Origin of the sequence: Micromonospora sp. NPDC049051 (assembly GCF_043197575.1) — a bacterium.
Taxonomy (GTDB): Bacteria; Actinomycetota; Actinomycetes; order Mycobacteriales; family Micromonosporaceae; genus Micromonospora.
In genome coordinates this window covers 1-22,438 of record NZ_JBICTL010000005.1, presented here as the reverse complement: position 1 = coordinate 22,438, position 22,438 = coordinate 1, and the positions used below count along the sequence as shown (strand labels likewise).

Sequence of the window (22,438 nt, the reverse complement as noted above, 5' to 3'; positions counted from 1 at the left end):
GCCGTCGTTAACCCTCAGCCGTAGAGCAACCTGCCCATCCGGCGCGAGGAGATCAACAGCCCCAGGACCACCGCCGCGAGCAGGTAGAGCACGTCGAGCACCCAGTCCCAGCCGGCCGCGCCCACCGAGACGCCGCGGATCAGGTGCACCGCGCGGTAGAGCGGCGTCACCTCCACCGCCCAGCGCAGCGCCGCCGGGTAGGACTCGGCGGGGACGAACGTGCCGGAGAAGAGGAAGAGGGTGAACTGTGCCGCCGACATGAGGTCGAAGTCGTGCCAGCTGCGCATGAAGGTGGTGATCGCCATGCCCAGCGCGCCGAAGGCGAAGCCGACCAGCACGGCGGCCGGGAACGCGACCAGCGCCCGCGCCGCGGTGGTCAGGTCCATCACCACCATCACCACGAGGAAGGCGGCCGAATAGGCGCTGCCGCGCAGCATGGCCCAGAGCAGCTCCCCCAGCGCGATCTCGAACGGCTGCACGGGGGTGGCGATGACCCCGTCGTACAGCTTCATCTGCTTCATCTTCCCGAAGAAGTTGAAGGTCGTCTCCGACAGCGCGCCGGACATGGCCGACGACGCGAGCATGGCCGGGGCGACGAACGCCGCGTAGGTGACGACCTCGCCGCCGGGCAGCGTCAGGTCGCCGACCAGCGTACCGACCCCGACACCGATGGAGAGCAGGTAGAACAGCGGCTCCACGAAACCGGAGACGAGCAGCAACCAGTAGACGGCCTTCAGGGCCGCGACGTTGCGCTCGGCCACGGAGATCGACCGGCGGGACGCGGCGGCCAGCCGGGGCAGGACGAGAGCGACCACTGCGACTCCTCCTAGACGACCAGCCTGCGGCGGAACGCGTGCCGGGCCAGCAGCCAGCCGCCGACCGCCCAGGCCGCGAGGTAGAGCAGGTGGCCGGCGACCGACCACTGCGGAGCGACGCCGAGCGAGGCCGCGCGGCACAGGTCGACGCCGTGCCAGAGCGGGGTCGCGTAGGCCAGCCAGCGCAGCGCCAGGGGCAGCGACTCGACGGGGAAGAACACGCCGGCGAAGAGCGTCATCGGGATCACCGCGAAACGGAGCAGCATCGCCAGCCAACTGTCGACGGTGACCACCGACGCGTACGCGAAGGTCGGGGCGGCGACGGCCAGCCCCAGCAGCGCCGTCACCGGCAGCGCGACGAGCGCCCACGGCGAGCGCAGCGCCCCGAACAGGGCCGTCACCAGCAGGAACGCCGCGACGGTGGTGGACACCCGGAACACCACGAAGGCCAGGTGCCCGCTGAGGATGTCGCCCACCCGCAGCGGCGCCGCGCTCTGCGCGACGTAGGTCCTGACCCACTGGAAGTTGCCGAACACCGGCCACGTCGACTCGCTGACGGCCGTCTGCAACGCCGTCGACGCCATCAGGCCGGGCACGATCCAGTCGAGGTAACGCACGCCGTCGACACCCTGGTCGATGTAGGCGCCGACGCCGACACCGAAGCCGAGGACGGTCAGCACCGGCAGCAGGAACGACGAGAACAGGCCCGCCCGCCAGGTGCGCCGGTAGCTGACGAGATGGTGCGCGAGCACCGCCAGCGCCGGCACCCGTGGCAGCGCCGGGCGTGCCCGTTCCCGCGCCGACTGCGTCGTGCTCACGCGACCGCCCCCGTCTCGCTCCGCGTCCACCACGGCCTTCCTACCTCGCGGGTACGACAGCCTGCCGCCCCCGTCGGCGGCCCGGCCGCTCCACCGCTCGTCGCTCGTCGCCCCGTCGCCCGTTCACCGCCGGCTGTCAGCGTGCCCGAGCCGTACGGAGCAGCGCCAGCACCGCGTAGCCGAGCAGCAGCAGCCCGGCGCCGGTGCCGACCACGAGCCCGGCCGCCACCGCCGTGACGAGCGCGGTGATCAGCCCGGCCAGGGCGACGACGCACAGCGCCGCCCCGAGCAGCCACAGCAGCGGGTCGCGCAGCACCGGGACGAGGGGGAAGAAGTGCAGCCCCACCACGGCGCAGACCAGCACGGGGATGAACTCCGACCATCCGACCACGGCGAGCAGGACGGCGCCGAGCCCGGCGGCGGCGAACTCGGCGAGCACGATCAGGAGGTAACGACGGTCGGCCGCGCGGTCCCGGACGATGTCTCCGCGACTGCGCGCCACCACGACGGCGCCTACCACCGCCGTGACCAGCGCCGCCCCGCTCGCGACCACCAGCAGGGCGCGCAGCGGTTGCTCGGCGGCCGGCACGCTGAACCAGATCGTCGCGAAGACACCCAGATAGAGCGCGGCCAGCCCGGCCTCGCGGCGGGACTGGAACTCCAACCTCGACATGGCACCCCCGTGTGCGTCGCCGGCCGCGCAAGGTGTCGCCGGCCCGCCGATGCTACGTAACGGACCGCGCGGCCGTGCGCTCGGTCAGTCGACCAGGGTGCGGCCGGTGAGGTGGAGGAAGACGTCCTCCAGGCTGCTGCGCCGCACCAGCACGTTGGCCGGGTGCAGGCCCCGCTCGCCGACCTCGGCGACGGCCGCGTCGCCGTCGGGCACGTAGAGCAGGATCCGGTCGGGCAGCACCTCGACCCGCTCCCCCAGCCCGTCGAGTTTGCCGGCGAACGCCTCCTGCGACTCGGCGGCGAACCGCAGTTCCACCACCTCCCGGGTGGAGTGCTGGTCGATCAGCGCGCGGGGCGAGCCCTCGGCGACGATGCGCCCGGCGTCCATCACGACCAGGCGGTCGCAGAGTTGCTCCGCCTCGTCCATGTAGTGCGTGGTGAGGACCAGCGTGACACCCTGCTGCTTGAGGCGGAACAGCCGCTCCCAGACGAGGTGCCGGGCCTGCGGGTCGAGGCCGGTCGTCGGCTCGTCGAGCAGGACGATCTCGGGCTCGTTGACCAGTGCGCGGGCGATGGTCAACCGCCGCTTCATGCCGCCGGAGAGCGGCTCGACCTTGCTGTCGGCCCGCTCGGTGAGCTGGACGAAGTCGAGCAGCTCGGCGGCCCGCGCCCGGGCCACCCGGCGGGAGATGCCGAAGTAGCGCGCGTAGGTGGTGAGGTTCTCCTGCACGGTCAGGTCGGGATCGAGGTTGTCGAGCTGGGGGCAGACGCCGAGGCGGGCCCGGATCGCCGGCCCGTCGCGGACCGGGTCCATGCCGAGGATGCGCAGCTCGCCGCCGCTGGGCGGGGAGGTGCACCCGACCATCCGCATGGTGGAGGACTTGCCGGCGCCGTTGGGCCCGAGGAAGCCGAAGGCCTCGCCGGCGCGCACCTCGACGTCGATGCCGTCGACCGCGGTGAAGTCGCCGAACCGCTTCACCAGCGCCCGCGCCTGGATGAGTGGTGGAGCCGTGGTCACCGCCCGACCATAACCCCCGGCTCCGACACCTCCCGCCCGACCGGTTCGGGTCCGCCCCCGGGCGATAGGGGTGGGGCCGGCCGCGGAAGTGGGGCCGGGCGGTAGGGGGTGGAGGTGCCCTGGTCAGACCCCGTCCGGCGACACAGAGCGACCGAAACTACGCTGCGTCACCGATTCGTACGGCGGACGCGGCGCGGCGCGGAGGACACAGGGAACGGCCGAGGCGCGCCCGGCTACCGGACCAGAGTGGACGGATCGGTTGCAATCCATTGTCAGCTTGCAACATTCTTACCAATTATGGCGTAGGGCCCGGCTCGAATACGGGCCGGAAAATGATCTCTCTGCGTGATCGAAGGTCCAATTCAATTACTGGCTGCAATCATGATCAGCAATATTCCGCCCGGTATGTAATTGGCGTATCGTGCCCCCTCGTGCCAGCAGTGCGTTCCTCCGGCGACTCCACCTCGCAGCCGTCCACCATGGGTGCCGGCTCCACGTCCGACGACGGTCCGGTCCCTTTGCCGCCCGAGGTGGACGGCCGGACCGGTCCCGACGGCGCCGAGCCCGATCCGCGGGAACTCGCCGCGCAGTTCGAGGACGAGAAACCCGGACGGGAACTCTCCGGGCCGATCGGCGTGCTGGTTACCGGGACCACGCTGGCGATCGCACTGCTCGCCCTCTGGCAGGTGTTCCAACCGCTGCCGCAGGGCAGCAAGTTCTATTTGATCATCTTTCTGGCCGGCATCATGCCGATGGTCTTCCTGGCGTACCCGGCGGATCTGCGGCTGCCCCGGCGACTGCGCCGCGCCGACGCGGACCGGCCGGCCGGCGCCACCCCGGCTGACCGCCGCGGGCATCGCGGCCCCACCCTGCCCGACTGGATCCTGGCCGGCGCCGCGCTGGTCAGCTGCCTCTACCCGGTGCTGCCCGTCGGCCTCGGCGACGGCGGCGGCGGGTACGACGCCTTCCTCGACCGGCAGGGCCTGCTGGTCGGCATGGACGTGGCGATGGGCACCGTCCTGCTGATCCTGCTGCTGGAGGCGTGCCGGCGCACCACCGGGTGGATCCTGCCGGCGGTCTGCGTGGTCTTCCTCGGCTACGGCTACTACGGCGGACTGCTGCCCCAGTCCTGGCCGGTGGCCCACGCGGGCCTCGACTTCGGACAGATCGTCGACGGCCTCTACAACTCCGACAGCGGCTTCTACGGCACCCCGCTCGACGTCGCGGCGACGTACATCGTGCTGTTCACCATCTACGGCGCGGTGCTGGACCTCTCCGGGGCCGGCCGGTTCTTCGTGGAGCTCTCCGCCGCCGCCTTCCGGCGCTCGCGCACGGCCGCCGGGCGTACGGCCGTCGCCTCCGGGTTCCTGCTCGGCACCGTCTCCGGTTCCGGCGCGGCGACGACCGTCAGCATCGGCGCGGTCACCTGGCCCGTGCTACGGCGGGCCGGCTACCCGCCGGAGCGGGCGGGCGGCATGCTCGCCGCGGCCGGCGTCGGGGCGATCCTCTCCCCGCCCACCCTCGGCGCGGCGGCCTTCATCATCGCCGAGTACCTCGGCGTGTCGTACCTCCAGGTGCTCGGCTGGGCCACCGTCCCGACGGTGCTCTACTACCTCGGCATCCTCCTCGCGGTCGAGATCGACGCCCGGCGCTCCGGCGTGCGGCCGGTGGTGATCGACACGACGGGCGCCGGCCGGTTGCTGGCCCGGTTCGGCTACCACTTCCTCTCGCTCTTCGCGATCGTCGGGCTGCTCGCGGTCGGCTTCTCGGCGACGAAGGCCGTGGTGCTGGCCACCGTCCTGGCCGCCGTGCTGTCCTTCCTCGACCGTCGGCACCGGCTCACCCCCGCCCGCCTGCTCACCGCGCTGAGCGCCGGGGTGCGCGGCGTGCTCGCGGTGAGCGCGGTCTGCGCCGCCGCGGGCATCATCACCGCCACCACCACCAAGACGGGTCTCGGCCCCCAGGCGGCGGCGCTGCTGGTCAGCGGCGCCCAGGCCGTCAGCTCCGACCCGGCAGTGGTGCTGGCGCTCACCGCCCTGCTCGCCGCCGTCGCCCTCACACTGCTCGGGCTGGCCGTGCCGGTCACCGCGTCCTTCGTGATCGGTTGGGTGATCATCGGACCGGCCCTGCTGGACCTCGGGGTCACCGCGCCCGCCGCGGCCATGTTCGTCTTCTACTTCGCGGTGCTGTCCGAGGCGTCCCCGCCGACCGCGCTCGCCGCGGTCGCCGCCGCCGCGGTGACCGGCGGCCGGCTGGTGCCGACCATGTGGCAGACCCTGCGGTACGCCCTGCCGGCCTACCTCATCCCGCTCGCCTTCGTGGTCACCCCGACCGGCCTCGGGCTGCTCGGCATCGGAGGCCCCCAGCGGATCGCCGTCGCCACGGCGGTCGCCGCCCTCAGCGTCGCCGTGCTGGCGGTGGCGGCGGGCGGCTGGCTGCCCGGCGTCGGCCCGGCCGGTACGCCGGAGCGGATCCTCGGCGCGCTCGCCGGGCTGACGCTGCTCTGGCTCGAACCCGTACCCGTCGCGATCGGCGCCGTCCTGGCTGCCGTCATGGTGGCGGGTGTGCTCGTCAGACGCGGATCCGCCGGCCGGACCGGCGGGCCGTCAGCAGTACCAACGGTGAACCATGGGGAGGAAAAACAGTGAGACGGATCGACATGCGGATCGCCGCGGGAGTCGGCGCGCTGGCCCTCGTCGCGGCGGGCACCGCCGGCTGCGGAGGCCGCCAGGACGGCGCGACCAAGGACGACGCCGCCAGTGAGATCACCTGCAAGGTCACCGACAGCACCCGCGTCGGCATCGCCACCGGCAACGCCACCGGCGTCTACTACGTGGTCGGCAACGCCCTGGCGGGCCAGCTCTCCGGGGCGACCGAGGGCAAGCTGACCGGCACCGCCGCCGAGACCGGCGCCTCCGTGCAGAACATCGAGCAGCTCGTCGGCGGCCAGTACGACGTCGCGTTCTCCCTGTTCGACACGGCGGTCAACGCGGTGCAGGGCAAGGGGAGCTTCACGGCCCCGCAGCCCGTCGAGGCGCTCGCCCGGATCTACGACAACTACACCCAGGTCGTCGTCCGGGCCGACTCGGGGATCAACTCGGTCGCCGACATGAAGGGCAAGAAGATCTCCACCGGCTCCCCCAAGTCCGGTACGGAGGTCATCGCCAACCGGCTGCTGGAGACCGCCGGCCTCGACCCGGCCAAGGACGTCCAGGCGCAGCGGCTCGACCTGACCAAGACCGTCGAGGGCGTCAAGGACGGCAGCATCGACGGCATGTTCTGGTCGGGCGGGGTGCCCACGGGAGGCCTGACCGACCTGTTCACCACCGCCGGCGACAAGGTGAAGTTCATCGACATCACCCCGCTGCTGCCCAAGATGGCCGAGATCAACCCGGCGTACCAGGCGGGAACCATCGCCGCGGACGTCTACAAGACCGCGGCGGACACCCCGACCATCGTGGTGCCGAACGTGCTGCTGGTCCGCAAGGACCTCAACGCGAACGTGGCCTGCGCGATCACCCGGACGGTGTTCGACAAGAAGGACGCCCTGGCCCAGGCCAACCCGGCCGCCAAGGGCATCAGCCTGGACAACGCCCGCAAGACCGACCCCGTACCGCTGCACCGGGGCGCGGACAAGGCGTTGCAGGACCTCGGCACGAGCTGACCCCAGGTGCCGGGTCCGGGCCTCCCGCCCGGACCCGGCACCCTCCGACCAGACCCCCGGAGGGCCCGAGTGTCGCTCCCCACCCCCGGCCGCGTGCGTCGGCATCACCGGCCCACCGACCACACCGACCGCCTGTGGTCGGTACGCACCCAACTGCTCGCGCCCATCCTGGTGGCCACGGTGGGCCTGGTGGTGCTGGGGGCCACCCAGACGGCCACCGCCCTGGACGCCTCCGACGACGCGGACCGCGCCCGGGTGCTGGCCGGCACCGCGACGGCCACCGTGCGCCTCGTGCACGAACTGGAACGGGAGCTCGGCGAGACGGCGGCCCTGCGCCAGCGCGGCGGCAGCAGCGGCCGGCCCCTCGTCGACGCCCAGCGCCGGCGGGTCGACGGCGCCGTCGAGCGCTACCGCGGATCGAGCGCGGACGCCCGCCGCGCCGCCCCCGACCTGCGCCAGGTGCTCGACGGCGCCGACGCGCAGCTCGGCCAGCTCGACCCGGCGCGTGACTCCGCGCTGGACGGCACCACCGCCGACCCCACCTACCTCACGCTGGTCGAGTCGCTGCTGGCCGTGGCCGACGCGCTGCCGGCCCAGCTGCGCGACCGGGAGCTGGCCAACGGGGCCCGCGAGGTGGCCGCCGTCGCCGCCCAGGAGCACCTCGCCGCCGTGGAGCGCGACCTGCTGCGTACCGTCTTCGTGCGGGGCACCCTCGTGGGCGGGGAACTGGTCCGCCTCGGCCAGCTGCGGGGTGCGCAGGAACAGCGTCAGGCCGAGTTCTCCCGGATCGCCGGCCGGCCGGCGGCGGACGCGTACACCCGGCTCGTCGCCGGCACCGATGTCTCCACGGCCCGCCGGATGCGCGACAGCGCGCTCAACGTGGAGACCGAGCCGGCGGGGCTGAAGACCGACGGCGACGCCTGGTACGTGGCCCAGAGCGGGGCCATCCGGCGGTACAACCTGCTCGGCCGGGAACTCTCCGAGGAACTCGACCGCAAGGCCGCCGGGCTGGCCCGCGACGCCCAGCGGCGGGCCCTGGCCACCGGCGGCGCGACCACCGCCGTCGCGCTGGCGTCGCTGACCGCCGCCGTGCTGCTGGCGGTCCGCACCAGCCGCCGGCTGCGCCGCCTGCGCGTCGCGGCGCTCACCATGGCGCACCGCGAACTGCCGGAACGGATCACCGCCATCGCGGCCGGCGACGGCGCGCCGACCGACGGCGCCGCCAGCCGGCTGACCGCCGGCATCGGGCAGGGCCGCGACGAGATCGCCCAGGTCGCCCAGGCCTTCGACACGGTCAACCGGGCCGCCCTGCGCCTGGCCGGTGAGCAGGCCGAGGTACGGATGGACGTGACCCGGATGGCCGAGGCGCTGGCCCGGCGCATCCGTACCCTGATCACCCGGCAGCTGCGGCTGCTCGACGAGTTCGAACGCGAGGAGACCGACCCCGACGCGCTGGCCCGGCTCTTCGCGCTGGACCACCTCGCCGCGCGCATGCGGCGCAACGGCGAGAACCTCCTGGTCCTCGCCGGTGGGGAGCCCGGCCGTACGCACGACGGCGCGCACCTGCTCGCCGACGTGGTCCGGGCGGCGGCCTCGGAGATCGAGGACTACCCGCGCGTGGACGTCGACGTGCCGACCGCCGCAGTGCACGGCGCCGTGGTGGGCAACCTGGTCCACCTCCTCGCCGAGCTGCTGGAGAACGCCACCGTCTACTCCCCGCCGCACGCCCGGGTGCACGTCGACGGCCGCCGTACGATCGACGGCCTCACGCTGCGCGTACACGACCAGGGCATCGGCATCAGCGCCAGCCGCCTCGCCGCGATCAACGAGCGGCTGCTGTCGCCCGCGATGCTCTCCAGCGCCTCGGCCGGCAGCATGGGCCTGCACGTGGTGGCCCACCTGGCGGCCCGGCACGGCGTACGGGTGCAGCTGCACAGCAGCGGGGCGGGCACCGTCGCGCAGGTGGAGATCCCGGAGTCGGCGCTGACCCGCGTCGAGGCGGTCGCCCCCCGCTCCGCCCCGGAGGCGCGTACGCCGGTCGCCCTGGAGGTACGCGCGCAGGCCGCGCCCGTGCGGGAGGTGCGCCCGCCGATGCCTGTCCTGCGTACGCACACGCCGATGGTCCCCGCCCAGAGCAGCTGGTTCCGGCCCCGGTCCGCCACCGGTGGTCCCGCCGCCGTGCCCGACCTGGCCAGCGTCCACCACGCGCCGACGGTCACGCTCCCGGTGCTCGGTACGCGCCCCGGCAGCCCCGGCGGCGGTGCCGCTCCGCACCCGCTGCCCGCGTCGGGGGCGCCCGTGCTCACCGGGGCCGGGCTGCCGCGCCGCACCCGGGGCGGGCAGTTGCCGGCCGCGCTGCACGAGGCACCGCCGGCGCGTCCGGCGGGTGACCTGCTCGACCCCGAGGTCGTACGGACCCGGCTGTCCTCCCTCGCGGAGGGAGTGGCTGCCGCCATGCGACGTTCCCAGACGACACCCCCCAGGAGAATCCCATGACACCACCCGTGAGCGCCGGCCTGGACTGGCTTCTGGCCAACTTCGCCGAACAGGTGCCGGACGTGTCGCACGCCCTCGCGGTCTCCGGCGACGGGCTGCGGCTGGCGACCTCGCCCCATCTCGCACCCGACCAGGCGGACCAGCTCTCCGCCGTGATCAGCGGTCTGGCCAGCCTGACCGTCGGTGCCGCCCGGCTGATGTCGGCCGGTCGGGTCCGCCAGCAGATCGTCGACATGGACGGCGGGGTGATGCTGGTGATGGCGGTCGGCGAGCGCGCGCTCGTCGGGGTGCTCGCCGCGCCCGGCTGCGACCTCGGCCAGATCGGCTACGAGACGGCGATGCTGGTCCAGCGGGTGGCGGAGGCCCTGGAGCCGGCGGTCCGGGCGTGACCGGTCGGCCTGCCCGGTTGCTGGCCGCCCTGCTGGCGACCGTGCTCGCGACCGGCTGCGGTGCGGCCGAGCCCGGGCCGCAACCCTGGCACGGCGGCCGGATCTTCCTCGCCACCGGCAACACCACCGGCGTCTACTACCAGCTCGGCGGCGGCTACGCGGACGTGATCACCCGCCACCTGCCGGGCTACGAGGCGCGGGCCGAGCCGACCGGCGCGTCGGTGGAGAACATCAACCGGCTGGCCAGCGGCGACATGGAGATCGCCTTCAGCCTCGCCGACACGGCGGCGGACGCCGTCGTCGGGCGCGGGGCCTTCGCGGGCCAGCCGCAGCCGGTCCGGGCGCTGGCCCGGGTGTACAGCAACTACACCCACGTGATCGTGCGCGCCGACGCGAAGATCACCAAGCTGTCGGAGCTGCGTGGGAAGCGGGTCTCGACCGGCTCGCCGAAGTCCGGCACGGACATCATCGCCGGGCGGCTGCTGACCGCCGCCGGGCTCGACCCGGACCGCGACGTCCGCCGGGCCACGCTGTCGCTGCCGGAGACGGTGAAGCGGATGCGGGCCGGCACGCTCGACGCGATGTTCTTCTCCGGCGGCCTGCCCACGCCGGGCATCGCCGACCTGATCTCCAGCGCCCCGGGCACGTACGCGCTGCTGCCGATCGCCGACCTGATGGAGCCGCTCGCCACCCGCTACGGGTCGGTCTACACCACGGCCGAGCTGCCGAAGGACGTCTACAAGACGAAGCTCGACACGCCGACGGTCACGGTGGCCAACGTCATCCTGGTCAACACCGACATGCCCGACCAGTTGGCGTACGACCTGACCCGGCTGCTCTTCGAATACCAGGCCGACCTGGTCACGGTGCACCCGGAGGCCGGCAACTACACCCAGCAGAGCGCCTCGGGCACCGACCCAATCCCGCTGCACCCCGGTGCCGCCCGGTTCTACCAGCGCCGCTGACCGGCAGCGCTCAGATGTCCGCCGGGGCGGTGGCGGCGCGGGCCTCGGCCACGAGTCGGTCCGTCTCGGCGAACACCGCGGGGTCGTCCGTCGGGGTGCCGGGGTCGAGGCGGACCGTCCACGTGAGGCCGTCCACTCCCGGCACCCGGCGCGCCGCGACCCGGCCGGCGCCGCCGGGCACCGGGTGGTGCTGGGTGTACGCCACCGACCGGGTGACCCGCTGCCGTACCTGGTGCGGCAGTTCCCCCGGATCGAGCAGCAGGTAGCGCTCGGCGGGGCGGTCGGCCACCACCAGGTAACCGTCGCGCTCGGCGGTCGACTCGGCCGGCGTCACCGCGAGTTCCCGGCCGGACCAGACCGCCTTGAGGATGTCGTGCCAGCCGAGCCGCTCGGTCCGGCCGGGCAGCCAGAGGCCGAGGTTGCTGGCCACCACCACCCCGGCGCCCTGGCCGTCGCCGACGGCGGCCCAGGCGAGCACCCGCTCGTCGGGGGCCAGCGGCGGCCGGTCGGCCGGGGGCAGCTTCGGCTTGCGGCGGAACAGTCCCATCTACAGTCCTCCCGCGGCCTGCTCGCGCAACGCCCGGGCGTGCTGCTCCAGCGAGAGCAGCTCGCCGAAGGCGGCAAAGTATTCGTCCTTGTTGTTCACCGGGTTGATCCGCTGGATGCGGGACTTCAGGTCCTTGATCCGGCCGGTCACCGAGCCCCACTGCACCCGCGCCATGGTGATCGAGACGTAACGCGGGTCGGGTTCGCCGTCGATGCGCAGCGGCTCCACGGCCAGTTCGCCGACGAGTGCCCGGGCGGCCAGGTCCTCGCAGGCGTCGCGGACCGACTCGATCCAGACCGCGCCGCCGGTCGCCGTGGCGGCCCCGCCGACGGCCGCGACGGCAGCCCGTACCGCGACGTGCACGGGGTGCCGGTACTCCGACGCCTCGACCGCGTCGAACATCGGCCCGGCCAGCACCGGCTCCTGGAGGGCGAGCTTCAGCGCCTCCCGCTCGACCATCGACTGCGGGTTGTCGACGACCGGTTCCGCCGGGGCGGGGCGGGGCGCCGGTGGGGCCTCCCTGCCGGGCGCGGTCGAGGCGGCGGCCAGCACGGCCCGCTGCACCGGCTCGATCTCCATGCCGAGGTCGCCGGCGAGCTTGCGCACGTACTCCGGACGCTTCTCCCGGTCCTTGAGCTTGGCGACCAGCGGCGCGGCCCGGCGCATCGCCTCCACCCGGCCGTCGACGGTGTCGAGGTCGAAGCGGTTGATGACGTGCCGGAGCGCGAAGTCGACAAGCGGCTCGCGGCGGGCGACCAGGTCGCGGACCGCCAGGTCGCCCTTCGCCAGGCGCAGGTCGCACGGGTCCATGTTGTCGGGGCTGACGGCGATGAACGTACGCCCGACGAAGCGCTGGTCGTCCTCGAAGGCCCGCAGGGCGGCCTTCTGGCCGGCGGCGTCCCCGTCGAAGGTGAAGATGATCTCGCCGGCCACGTCGTCGGTGTCCATCAACAGCCGGCGCAGCACCCCGATGTGGTCCGCGCCGAACGCCGTGCCGCAGGTCGCCACGGCGGTCGGGACGCCGGCCAGGTGGCAGGCCATCACGTCGGTGTAGCCCTCGACCACGACCACCTTGCCCTGCTTGGCGATCTCCCGCTTGGCCTGGTCGATGCCGTAGAGGACGTGCGACTTCTTGTAGATGGGGGTCTCGGGGGTGTTCAGGTACTTCGGGCCGTCGTCGTCGTCGAAGAGCTTGCGCGCGCCGAAGCCGATGACGTCGCCGGCCAGGTCGCGGATGGGCCACATCAGGCGGCGGCGGAACCGGTCGATCAGCGTGCCGGACCGCGACGGCCGGGACAGCCCGCCGGTGACCAGCTCGTCGTGGGTGAAGCCCTGCTGCCGCAGGTGCTTGGTGAGCAGGTCCCAGGCGTCCGGGGCGAAGCCGCAGCCGTAGCGCTCGGCGGCGGCCCGGTCGAAGCCGCGCCGGGCCAGGAACTCCCGGGCCGGGCGCGCACCGGCGGTGGTGAGCTGGGCGCGGTAGAACTCGACGGCGGCGGCGTGCGCGGCGACGAGACGCTGCCGCTGCCCCTGCTGGGGACGCGGGCGCGGCGCGGCGGAGTCGTTCTCGACGTAGCGCAGCTGGATGCCGGCGCGGTCGGCGAGCCGCTCGACCGACTCGACGAAGCTCAGGTGCTCGGCGTCCATCAGGAACTTGATCGCGTCGCCGCCGGCGCCGCAGCCGAAGCAGTACCAGACGTTGCGGGCCGGCGAGACGTTGAACGAGGGGCTCTTCTCGTCGTGGAACGGGCACAGGCCCTTGAGGTTGCCGCTGCCGGCCGACTTCAGCGTCACCGTCTCGGAGATGACGTCGGCGATCGAGCTGCGTTCCCGGACCAGCGCGATGTCCTCGTCCCGGATCCGCCCAGCCATGTCCGCCACCCCCTCGGCGTACATCCTGCCCTGCCGCACCGACGCCGCGCCGCCGGGGGACACCGCGCGTGACGACCACCGCCACCACCTCGGCGGTGCTGCCCCCTGGACGGCGGACCGGTCAGGCCGGGACGGCGGCGGACTCCTCGGCCTCCACCTGCCGGTTCCAGTCGGACTTGCTGGCGCGCCAGCCCTCGTCGTCCAGGCCCCGGCGCCAGTAGCCGGAGATGGAGAGCCGCGCGGGGGAGACGCCGCGCTCGACGCGGAGCAGGCGGCGCAGCTCCTTGACGAAGGTGGCCTCGCCGTGCACGAAGGCGTGCACGTCACCGGGCGGGAACTCCAGGGCGCGCACGGCCGCCACCAGGGCCTCCCCGACCGGGCGGGCGCCCCGGTGCAGCCAGGTCAGGCGTACCGCGCCCGGGCTGGCCAGCGGCTGCTCGTCGGCCCGGTCGGCGACCTCGACGAAGACGGCGGCCGGGGCACCGGCGGGCAGCCGCTCCAGGGCGGCGGCGATCGCCGGCAGCGCGCTCTCGTCGCCCACCAGCAGGTGCCAGTCGGCGTCCGGGCTGGGGGCGTACGCCCCGCCGGGCCCGACGAAGTGCACCGGGTCACCGGGGCGCAGCGCCGCGGCCCACGGCCCGCCCAGGCCCACGTCGCCGTGGTGCACGATGTCGACGGTCAGCTCGCCGGCCGACGCGTCCCAGGCCCGCACCGTGTACGCGCGCAGCCGGGGCCACTGCTCCCGGGGCAGGTCACGACGGATGGCCGCGAGGTCCATCGGGCCCGGGTAGTCGACCCCCGGCACCGGGAAGACGATCTTGATGTAGTGGTCGGTGAACTCGCCCACGGGCAGGCCGGCCAGCTCCTCACCCCCGAGCACCAGCCGGATCAGGTGGGGGGTGGGCCGCTCGGTACGCAGTACCCGGGCGGACGTGACCATCTTGGGGCGCTCCGTCATGCGGGTTAGGCTAACCTAAGTGACCCGGGTTGCCCATCCCCGTCTCCCCCGCCCCGCGCACCAGCCGGCCGTGCCAGGCGACGGCCGCCGGGTCGGTCAGCGAGGCGACCTGGTCGATCACCACCCGGAGCCGGGTCGCGTCGTCCGGCGCGGCCGACCAGAGCGGGGCGAAGATCGGATCCAGCCCGTCCGGCGCCCGGTCGGTCAGGGCGTGCACCAGCTCCGCCAGGATCTCCCGCTGCCGCCGGTAGCGGTCCCCGGCCCCGGGGCGGCGCATCACGTACCGCAGGGCGATGCCCTTGAGCAGCGCGCAGCGCGCCCGGGTACGCCGGGGCACCACCAGGTCGGCGGCGTAGCGGCGGTGCGGGCCCGGACCGTGGCGCTCCTGCGTGGCGGCCACCACGGTCGAGACGAAGCGGCCGGTCAGCACGCTGGTGGTCGCCTTCAGCGCCGCCTGCGCGCGGTGGCTGCCGTCGTACCCGGCCAGCGGGGCGAGCACCGGGTCGTCGAGCAGCTCCACCAGCACGTCGCCGAGGTCGGCCGGGGACTCGCCGGAGTAGGTGGCGGCGACGTCGGCGCAGAGCGCGGCCCGCTCGTCGGGGTCGTCCAGCAGCGGGCGCAGCGTCACGTACCCGCCGTGGATGCCGTCCTCGACGTCGTGCACCGAGTACGCGACGTCGTCGGCCCAGTCCATGACCTGCGCCTCCAGGCAGCGCCGGTCGTCACCCGGGCCGCCGGCGCGCAGCCACGCGAAGACCGGCAGGTCGTCGGCGTACGCCCCGAACTTCCGCACACCCGGCCGGCGGGGCCACGGGTACTTGCTGACCGCGTCGAGTGCGGCACGGGTCAGGTTGAGGCCGACGGACGTCCCGTCCGGGGCGACCACCTTGGCTTCCAGCCGGGTCAGCACCCGCAGCGTCTGCGCGTTGCCCTCGAAGCCGCCGCAGTCGGCCGCGAGGTCGTCGAGCGCGGCCTCGCCGTTGTGCCCGAACGGCGGGTGGCCGAGGTCGTGGGCGAGCCCGGCGGTGTCCACCAGGTCCGGGTCGCAGCCCAGCCGGGCGCCCATCTCCCGGGCGATCTGCGCGACCTCCAGCGAGTGGGTCAGCCGGGTACGCAGGAAGTCGTCGGTGCCGGCCGTGTGCACCTGGGTCTTCGCGGCGAGCCGCCGGAACGCCGCCGAGTGCAGCACCCGGGCGCGGTCCCGCTCGTACGCCGACCGCCCGTGGCCGGTGTCCTTCGGCGGCTCCCCGACCCGGCGCGCGACGTCCGGATCACGCGGTCCGGGGCGGACGCTCAATCCTCACGCTGCCGCAGTACGCAGAACTCGTTGCCCTCCGGGTCGGCCAGCACGGTCCACCCGGGGTCACCCTGCCCGACGTCGACGTGCCGGGCCCCCATGTCGACCAGCCGCTCGACCTCGGCCTCCTGGTCGTCGGGGCGCAGGTCGATGTGCAGCCGGTTCTTGACCGTCTTGTCGTCGGCGACCGGCACGAAGACGATGCCCGGCAGGCGGTCGGCGGATAGGCGGATCTCCACCTCGTCCGATTGCTCGTCGACCACCTGGTAGCCCAGCGCCTCGGCCCACCAGCGGGCGAGCCGGGCGGGGTCCCGGGCGTCGACGGTCAGGCTCTCCCAGGCGCTGCTCATGCCGATCAGGTTACGCCCGCGCGCCGCGGACGGCTCGCCGCCGGCTCGCGGAACGGCGGCCTCGCAACCCCCGAACAGTCGAGAGTTGTCGACCGATCGCCGACGGTTACGGGATCGCGATTCGGCATGGCCGCCGGTAGCGTTCCCAGCGCGGTACGTGACCAGACTGAGGGCCCGACGGTGGGGAGTGACCCGTGAACGCGGACACGATGATGGGAACGGAACTGTCGGAGCTGCGCCTGCGGCGTCCCGAGGTGGCGGGCACGGTGCTGGCCGGCACGGACGGGCTGCTGATCTCCAGCGACCTGCCGACGACGGACGCCACCCACCTGGCGGCCCTCGCGGCGGCCAGCTTCGGGCTCGGTCACCGGGTGGCCGACACGGTACGGCACGGCGAGTTCCGGGAATCGGTGGTCCGCACCTCGACCGGCGCCGTCGTCACCTACCCCGCCGGGCGCAACGCCCTGCTGACGCTGGTCGCCGACGCCAGCGCCGACCTGGAGGAGCTGCACGCCGACGCGCGGGCGGTGGCCCGGCGTACCGGCTCGGTGCTCGACACCAGCCGCCGGGTCGGTGCGTCGCCGGTGCCGGAGGCACACGCCGCGCTCGTGGCGCGCACCTCGGGTGGCAGGCTCCCCCGGCGTATCACCTCCCACACCTGGCGACGCCCGCCGATCTGAGCGGTCCGTCGAGTCGGTCGCGCCGGCCGGTGCCACCGACCACGACCCTCGCCTCGGCGTACGACAGCGGCGGCGGACCCGCTCCCCCGGGTCCGCCGCCTGCTTGTCGCCGCCGCGTCAGCGGCTGTCGGAGCCGTCGGTCTCGACCGCCGCGCGGCCGGCCTCCAACCGGGCGACGGGCACCCGGAAGGGCGAGCAGGACACGTAGTCCAGGCCGACCTCGTGGAAGAAGTGCACCGAGTCCGGGTCGCCCCCGTGCTCGCCGCAGACGCCGAGCTTCAGCTCCGGCCGGGCCGCCCGGCCCTCCTCCGCGGCGATGCGCACCAGCCGGCCCACGCCGTCGCGGTCGATCGACTCGAACGGCGAGATGCCGAAGATGCCCAGTTCCAGGTACCGCCAGAAGAACGCGCCCTCGACGTCGTCGCGGGAGAAGCCCCAGCCCATCTGGGTCAGGTCGTTGGTGCCGAAGGAGAAGAACTGTGCCGCCTCGGCGATCTGGCCGGCGGTCAGCGCCGCCCGGGGCACCTCGATCATCGTGCCGATCAGCACCTCGACGCCGCTGTCCCCGACCACCTCGGAAATGATCTTCTCGGCCTCGGCGCGTACCGTCTCCAGCTCCTGCACCGCGCCGACCAGGGGGACCATGATCTCCGGCCGGGCCACCGCGCCGGCACGGGTGACGGTGACAGCGGCCTCCGCGATGGCCCGGACCTGCATGGCGAACAGGCCGGGGATGACGAGGCCGAGGCGGACGCCGCGCAGGCCCAGCATCGGGTTCTCCTCGTGCATCCGCCGGACGGCGGCGAGCAGCGCCTCCTCCTTGGCGACGTCCTCACCGCGTTCCTGAGCGACCGCCACGTTGACCGCGAGCTGCTCCAGCGGGGGCAGGAACTCGTGCAGCGGCGGGTCGATCAGCCGGACGGTGACGGGCATCCCGTCCATCTCCCGGAAGATCTCCTCGAAGTCGGCGCGCTGCAACGGAAGCAGGGCGGCCAGCGCGGCCTCCCGCTCGGCGTTGTCGCGGGCCAGGATCAGCCGCTCGACCAGTTCACGCCGGTCGCCGAGAAACATGTGTTCGGTGCGGCAGAGCCCGATGCCCTCCGCGCCGAAGCGCCGGGCCCGGGCGGCGTCCGCGCCGGTGTCGGCGTTCGTACGTACGGCCAGCCGCCGCCGCTCGTCGGCGTGCGACATGATCCGGTGTACGGCCCGGACCAGCGCGTCGTCGGTCTGCTCCGGGTCGAGGCTGCCCTCGAAGTACTGCACCACCTCCGACGGCATGACCGGCACCTCGCCGAGGTAGACCTTGCCGGTGGTGCCGTCGATCGAGACGACGTCACCCTCGTTGACGGTCTGCCCGTCGACGACGAACCTGCGCTGCGGGACGTTGACGTCGATCTCGTCGGCGCCGGAGACGCAGGTCTTGCCCATGCCCCGCGCCACCACGGCGGCGTGGCTGGTCTTGCCGCCGCGCGAGGTCAGGATGCCCTGGGCGGCGATCATGCCGTTGAGGTCGTCGGGGTTGGTCTCGCGCCGGACCAGGATCACCGGCTCACCCTCGGCCGCCAGTTCGACCGCGCGGGCGGAGGTGAAGACGACCTTGCCCGACGCGGCGCCCGGCGAGGCCCCGATGCCCTTCGCCACCGGCTGGAACTCGTGGTCGAGCCGGAACCGGGGGAACATCAGCTGGGCGAGCTGCGCGCCGTTGACCCGGTGCAGCGCCTCGTCGAGGTCGATCAGGCCCTCGTCCACGAGCTGCCCGGCGATGACGAACGCCGCCGCGGCGGTGCGCTTGCCGACGCGCGTCTGGAGCATCCAGAGCTTGCCGCGTTCGATGGTGAACTCGATGTCGCAGAGGTCCCGGTAGTGGCCCTCCAGCCGGGCCATGATGCCGAGCAGCTCGTCGTAGGACTTCTTGTCCAGCCGCTCCAGCTCCTGCAACGGCACGGTGTTGCGGATGCCCGCGACGACGTCCTCGCCCTGCGCGTTGGCCAGGTAGTCGCCGTAGATGCCCTGGGCGCCGCTGGCGGGGTCGCGGGTGAACGCGACGCCGGTGCCGGAGTCCGGGCCGAGGTTGCCGAAGACCATCGCCACCACGTTGACCGCGGTGCCCAGGTCGGCCGGGATCCGCTCCTGGCGGCGGTAGAGCACCGCGCGCTCGGCGTTCCACGACTCGAAGACCGCGCGGATGGCCAGGTCGAGCTGCTCGCGGGGCTCCTGCGGGAACTCCCGGCCGGTGTGCTTGAAGAAGATCTTCTTGTACGCGTCGACCAGCCCGCGCAGGTCGTCGGCGTCGAGGTCTAGGTCGTTCTTCGTGCCCTTGGCCCGCTTGGCGTCGTCGAGCGCGTGCTCGAACTCCTCGCCCGGCACCTCGCACACCGTCTTGCCGAACATCTGGATCAGGCGGCGGTAGGAGTCCCAGGCGAACCGGTCCGCGCCACCGGGGGTGACCTGCTCGCCCGAGCCGCCGGCCTGCCGGGCCAACCCCTGCACGCTGCGGTCGTTGAGCCCGACGTTGAGGACGGTCTCCATCATGCCGGGCATGGAGAACTTGGCGCCGGAGCGGACGGAGACCAGCAGCGGGTCCTCCGGGTCACCGAGGCGCTTGCCCATCGCCTGCTCCAGCGCGGCGAGGTGCGCGGCGATCTGGTCGGCCAGGCCCGCCGGCTCCTGCCCGGTGGCGAGGTACGCCTTGCAGGCCTCGGTGGTGATCGTGAAACCCGGTGGGACCGGCAGGCCGAGATTGGTCATCTCGGCCAGGTTGGCCCCCTTGCCGCCGAGCAGGTCCTTGAGGTCCTTGTTGCCCTCGGCGAAGGCGTAGACGTACTTGTCTTCCACCGTCTCTTGCTTTGCCACCAGAGCCCTCCCACGCGCGCCGGTCCGACACTTAACGAAGGTTCAGTTGCTCCCATTACCCCGGGATGGACCACCGGCAATCCCGGCGCAAGCCGGCCGGTGGGCGAAGGCTAAGCGAAGTTCGCGTAAGCCGGGACCGTTCGGTGACAATCGGCACAGCCACCACGACTTTCCGCGTTCGTACCCGTTTTTGGGAACGCTTCCACGCGCACGATCACGCATTTCCCGTTCCGCCTCGTACTCTTGGCCGCAGCCCTTCGCCGAACCTGACCTTTGCCACAACCGCCGCGAATACACCCCTGGGAGGCGACACCGTGCCACCCGTTCCCACCGCCGCCCCCGAGCCTCTCGACCCCTCGTACGCCGAGGCGAGAGCCGGGCACCTCGACCTGCCGGTCCGCGAACCGGCCGCCGCCGAGCTGGCCCGGACGGCGACCCGCACCGCCGACGACCTGCTCGTCCCGCCGGCCGGGAATCCCGGCGACCGGCCCGCCCCACCGACCAGGTCCTCCGACGACCGGCCAGACGAGGCGGCCCGGACCGACGGCGGCCCGGCGGGCCCGGCCGCCCAGGTCCGCCCGGCCGCCCGGATCGGCCTGGGCGACGTCGTGCCCGCCCCGGAGCGGGTCGCGCCCGTCGCGGGGGCCGACTTCGTGCTCACCGCCGACACGGTGATCCGGGTGCGTGCCGGCGACGGTGCCGCCCGCGCCGTCGCCGGGCAGCTCGCCGCCCTGCTCCGGCCGGCCACCGGCTACCCGCTGCCGGTGGCCGACGCCACCGCACCGCGGCCGGCCGGCGACATCACGCTCGCGCTGCGCGGCTCCGCCGATCTCGACACCGACGACCTCGGCGCGGAGGGCCACCAGATCGACGTGACGCCCGACGGGGTACGGATCGAGGCCGCCACCGCGGCCGGGCTCTTCTACGGCGTGCAGACGGTGCGGCAGCTCCTGCCCGCCGCCATCGAGAGCCCGACACCGGTCGCCGAGCGCTGGGCGCTGCCCGGGGGCTCGATCACCGACCGGCCCCGGTTCCCCTACCGGGGGGCGATGCTCGACGTGGCCCGGCACTTCTTCGGCGTACCGGACGTGCTGCGGGTGATCGACCACCTGGCCCGCTACAAGCTCAACCACCTGCACCTGCACCTCACCGACGACCAGGGCTGGCGGATCGCCGTCGACTCCTGGCCCCGGCTCGCCGAGGTCGGCGGGGCGAGTGAGGTGGGCGGCGGTCCGGGCGGGCACTACAGCCGCGACGACTACCGGCGGATCGTGGCCTACGCCGCCGAGCGGCACGTCACCGTGGTGCCGGAGATCGACCTGCCGGGGCACACCCACGCGGCGCTGACCGCCTACGGCGAGCTGGCCCCGGACGGCGTCGCGCCGCCGCCGTACACCGGCACCGAGGTCGGTTTCAGCTACGTCGACCCCACGAGCGAGCGGACGTACGACTTCGTCGCCGACGTGCTGGGCGAACTGGCGGCGCTCACGCCCGGACCCATGCTGCACATCGGGGGCGACGAGGCGTTCAAGGTACGCCCCGACGCGTACGCCGCCTTCGTCGAGCGGGCCCAGCGCATCGTCGCCGAGACCGGCAGGACGGTGCTGGGCTGGCACCAGATCGCGCCCGCCGCGCACGCCGAGGGGCGGGTGCTCCAATGGTGGGGCACCCAGGGCGAGGACCCGGTCACGGCGGACGCCGTCCGGCGTGGGGCCCGGCTCCTCCTCTCCCCCGCCAACCACGCCTACCTCGACATGAAGTACGCCCCGGACACCCCCATCGGGCACGACTGGGCGGGCCTGATCGACGTACGGCGCGCGTACGACTGGGATCCCGGCACCCACGTGACGGGCGTACCGGCCGACGCGGTGCTGGGCGTGGAGGCGCCGCTGTGGACCGAGTCGGTCACCTCCCGGGACGAGATCGAGTTCATGCTCTTCCCGCGCCTGCCGGCGATCGCCGAGCTGGGCTGGTCACCCCGCGCCGCGCACGACTGGGCCGGGTTCCGCGACCGGCTGGCCGGGCACGGGCCACGCTGGGCCACGGCCGGCATCGCCTTCCACCGCTCGCCCGAGATCCCCTGGCCCACCGAGCCGACCGCCGGGCCTACCGGGCGGATCGGCCGCCCCACCGAACGGACGGCACCCACGGCCCCCGAAACGGCGATCCCCACCCAGCCGGGACCGCCGGCACCCACCGTGCCCCAGGTCGCGGTATCGACCGAGCCGGGCTCGAACGAGGCCGCCGCGCCCGCTTGACGGGTGAGGGTACGGAGTGGGCTCCCGCCCCGTGAATCGTCTTCGGCGCCGGGGCGGGAGCCGCGTAGGGACGTCGACGCCCGAGGTGGCTGTGCTCCGGGGCCTCCGAGGAAGCAGACCGCTCCGCGCGCCCTGTCGAGCTGATGTCGCAGACGATTCAGCGGCCACCCGATCGGCCAGCCTTCGTCGTATCTGCGAGCGAGGCTGCGGTTGGTTGATTGGTCGAGTCGTTTACGACATCAGCTCGACAGTGCGATGTCGGCGCATCCTCACCCGCGACCGACCGCGATCAAGATGCGACGTGTCGAGCGGTATGTCCGGTTGGCGATGTCCGGTGCTGCGTCGAGTTGTCGGCAGCGTCCCGGGGCGTCCCGTGGTCGGGGCCACCCCGACGGCGGAATCGCGGGCGGGCCCGGGTCGTTGAACATGGCATACCCCCGGGCGCTCCCCGCACACGAGCGGCCTGGTTTACCTCGCTGGCCCGATCGGCCCGCCGGAATGGATGACCGGGCCGGGTCGTTGAGACCCCCCGGACACCCGAGCAGGCGTCACCACCGGACGCCCCAGCAGGCCTTTGAGATACCCCCCGGACGCTCGAGCAGGCCCCGCCGCCGCAGCGATCCGTTCTGACTTCCCCCTCCGCGACCACACCCACCCCCCTTGGTGTGTGTCGCGTACCCCCGATCGAAAGGTGCCCCATCATGCGTACCGACATCTTCCGCACCAGCGCCCTGACCGTTGCCGGGCTCGCCTTCGCCGGCGGCGCCATCGCCGGCCCGATCACCGCCG

At 73.5% G+C, this 22,438-nt stretch carries 16 protein-coding genes and 1 pseudogene; 7 read left to right on the top strand and 10 right to left on the bottom strand.

Annotated elements, in window-relative coordinates; translation table 11 throughout:
* Positions 1-14 precede the first annotated feature (14 nt).
* The 4 genes from ACGFIR_RS21325 to ACGFIR_RS21310 all read right to left on the bottom strand — a co-directional run bounded on the left by ACGFIR_RS21325 (position 15) and on the right by ACGFIR_RS21310 (position 3,323).
* Positions 15-815, bottom strand: coding sequence for an ABC transporter permease (locus ACGFIR_RS21325; RefSeq protein WP_393001625.1), 801 nt, complete (start codon positions 813-815; stop codon positions 15-17).
* A gap of 11 nt (positions 816-826) precedes the next feature.
* Positions 827-1,633 carry an ABC transporter permease gene (locus tag ACGFIR_RS21320; protein WP_393001623.1) on the bottom strand — a complete coding sequence of 269 codons (807 nt, stop codon included), beginning with the start codon at positions 1,631-1,633 and terminating at the stop codon, positions 827-829.
* A gap of 136 nt (positions 1,634-1,769) precedes the next feature.
* Positions 1,770-2,306 carry a hypothetical protein gene (locus ACGFIR_RS21315; RefSeq protein WP_393146663.1) on the bottom strand — a complete coding sequence of 179 codons (537 nt, stop codon included), beginning with the start codon at positions 2,304-2,306 and terminating at the stop codon, positions 1,770-1,772.
* Between the two features lie 84 nt (positions 2,307-2,390).
* A complete protein-coding gene (locus ACGFIR_RS21310; protein ID WP_393146661.1) occupies positions 2,391-3,323 on the bottom strand; it encodes an ABC transporter ATP-binding protein in 933 nt (310 codons plus the stop codon).
* A gap of 431 nt (positions 3,324-3,754) precedes the next feature.
* Here ACGFIR_RS21310 and ACGFIR_RS21305 point away from each other — a divergent pair, with 431 nt between their 5' ends.
* The 5 genes from ACGFIR_RS21305 to ACGFIR_RS21285 all read left to right on the top strand — a co-directional run bounded on the left by ACGFIR_RS21305 (position 3,755) and on the right by ACGFIR_RS21285 (position 10,837).
* On the top strand, positions 3,755-5,971 hold the full coding sequence (locus ACGFIR_RS21305) for a TRAP transporter permease (RefSeq protein ID WP_393146659.1): 2,217 nt from the start codon (positions 3,755-3,757) through the stop codon (positions 5,969-5,971).
* A complete protein-coding gene (locus ACGFIR_RS21300) occupies positions 5,968-6,987 on the top strand; it encodes a TAXI family TRAP transporter solute-binding subunit (protein WP_393001615.1) in 1,020 nt (339 codons plus the stop codon). Before ACGFIR_RS21305 ends, ACGFIR_RS21300 begins: the two co-directional genes overlap by 4 nt.
* Positions 6,988-7,080: 93 nt before the next feature.
* Positions 7,081-9,483, top strand: coding sequence for a nitrate- and nitrite sensing domain-containing protein (locus tag ACGFIR_RS21295; RefSeq protein WP_393146657.1), 2,403 nt, complete (start codon positions 7,081-7,083; stop codon positions 9,481-9,483).
* A complete protein-coding gene (locus ACGFIR_RS21290; protein ID WP_393001611.1) occupies positions 9,480-9,872 on the top strand; it encodes a roadblock/LC7 domain-containing protein in 393 nt (130 codons plus the stop codon). The genes ACGFIR_RS21295 and ACGFIR_RS21290 overlap by 4 nt, the downstream gene beginning before the upstream one ends.
* Positions 9,869-10,837: a TAXI family TRAP transporter solute-binding subunit gene (locus ACGFIR_RS21285; RefSeq protein ID WP_393146655.1), complete on the top strand. Its 969-nt coding sequence runs from the start codon at positions 9,869-9,871 to the stop codon at positions 10,835-10,837. The genes ACGFIR_RS21290 and ACGFIR_RS21285 overlap by 4 nt, the downstream gene beginning before the upstream one ends.
* A 10-nt stretch (positions 10,838-10,847) precedes the next feature.
* Here the strand turns inward: ACGFIR_RS21285 and ACGFIR_RS21280 are convergent, their stop codons facing one another.
* The 5 genes from ACGFIR_RS21280 to ACGFIR_RS21260 form a co-directional block, all read right to left on the bottom strand.
* Positions 10,848-11,384 (bottom strand): hypothetical protein, encoded by a 537-nt coding sequence (locus ACGFIR_RS21280; protein ID WP_393146653.1) that lies wholly within the window; start codon positions 11,382-11,384, stop codon positions 10,848-10,850.
* A complete protein-coding gene (dnaG, locus tag ACGFIR_RS21275) occupies positions 11,385-13,277 on the bottom strand; it encodes a DNA primase (protein WP_393147267.1) in 1,893 nt (630 codons plus the stop codon). It abuts the gene before it with no gap.
* A 97-nt stretch (positions 13,278-13,374) separates the two neighbouring features.
* Entirely contained in the window at positions 13,375-14,211 is an 837-nt protein-coding gene (locus tag ACGFIR_RS21270) for a siderophore-interacting protein (protein ID WP_393146651.1), read from the bottom strand.
* Positions 14,212-14,221: 10 nt separating this feature from the next.
* Positions 14,222-15,508, bottom strand: coding sequence for a deoxyguanosinetriphosphate triphosphohydrolase (locus tag ACGFIR_RS21265; RefSeq protein WP_393146649.1), 1,287 nt, complete (start codon positions 15,506-15,508; stop codon positions 14,222-14,224).
* The gene (locus ACGFIR_RS21260) at positions 15,505-15,858 is read right to left on the bottom strand and encodes a VOC family protein (protein ID WP_393146647.1); all 354 of its coding nucleotides are present in this window, start codon (positions 15,856-15,858) and stop codon (positions 15,505-15,507) included. Before ACGFIR_RS21260 ends, ACGFIR_RS21265 begins: the two co-directional genes overlap by 4 nt.
* Positions 15,859-16,052: 194 nt before the next feature.
* Between ACGFIR_RS21260 and ACGFIR_RS21255 the strand changes: the two genes are divergently transcribed.
* Positions 16,053-16,538 (top strand): roadblock/LC7 domain-containing protein, encoded by a 486-nt coding sequence (locus tag ACGFIR_RS21255; protein WP_393001599.1) that lies wholly within the window; start codon positions 16,053-16,055, stop codon positions 16,536-16,538.
* 117 nt (positions 16,539-16,655) lie between these two features.
* On the opposite strand, the gene ppdK is transcribed toward ACGFIR_RS21255, so the two are convergent.
* The gene (ppdK, locus tag ACGFIR_RS21250; protein ID WP_393146645.1) at positions 16,656-19,391 is read right to left on the bottom strand and encodes a pyruvate, phosphate dikinase; all 2,736 of its coding nucleotides are present in this window, start codon (positions 19,389-19,391) and stop codon (positions 16,656-16,658) included.
* Positions 19,392-19,705: 314 nt separating this feature from the next.
* Here ppdK and ACGFIR_RS21245 point away from each other — a divergent pair.
* Positions 19,706-21,553 (top strand): annotated as a pseudogene (locus ACGFIR_RS21245) (family 20 glycosylhydrolase); the annotation flags it as partial.
* Between the last annotated feature and the right edge of the window lie 885 nt (positions 21,554-22,438).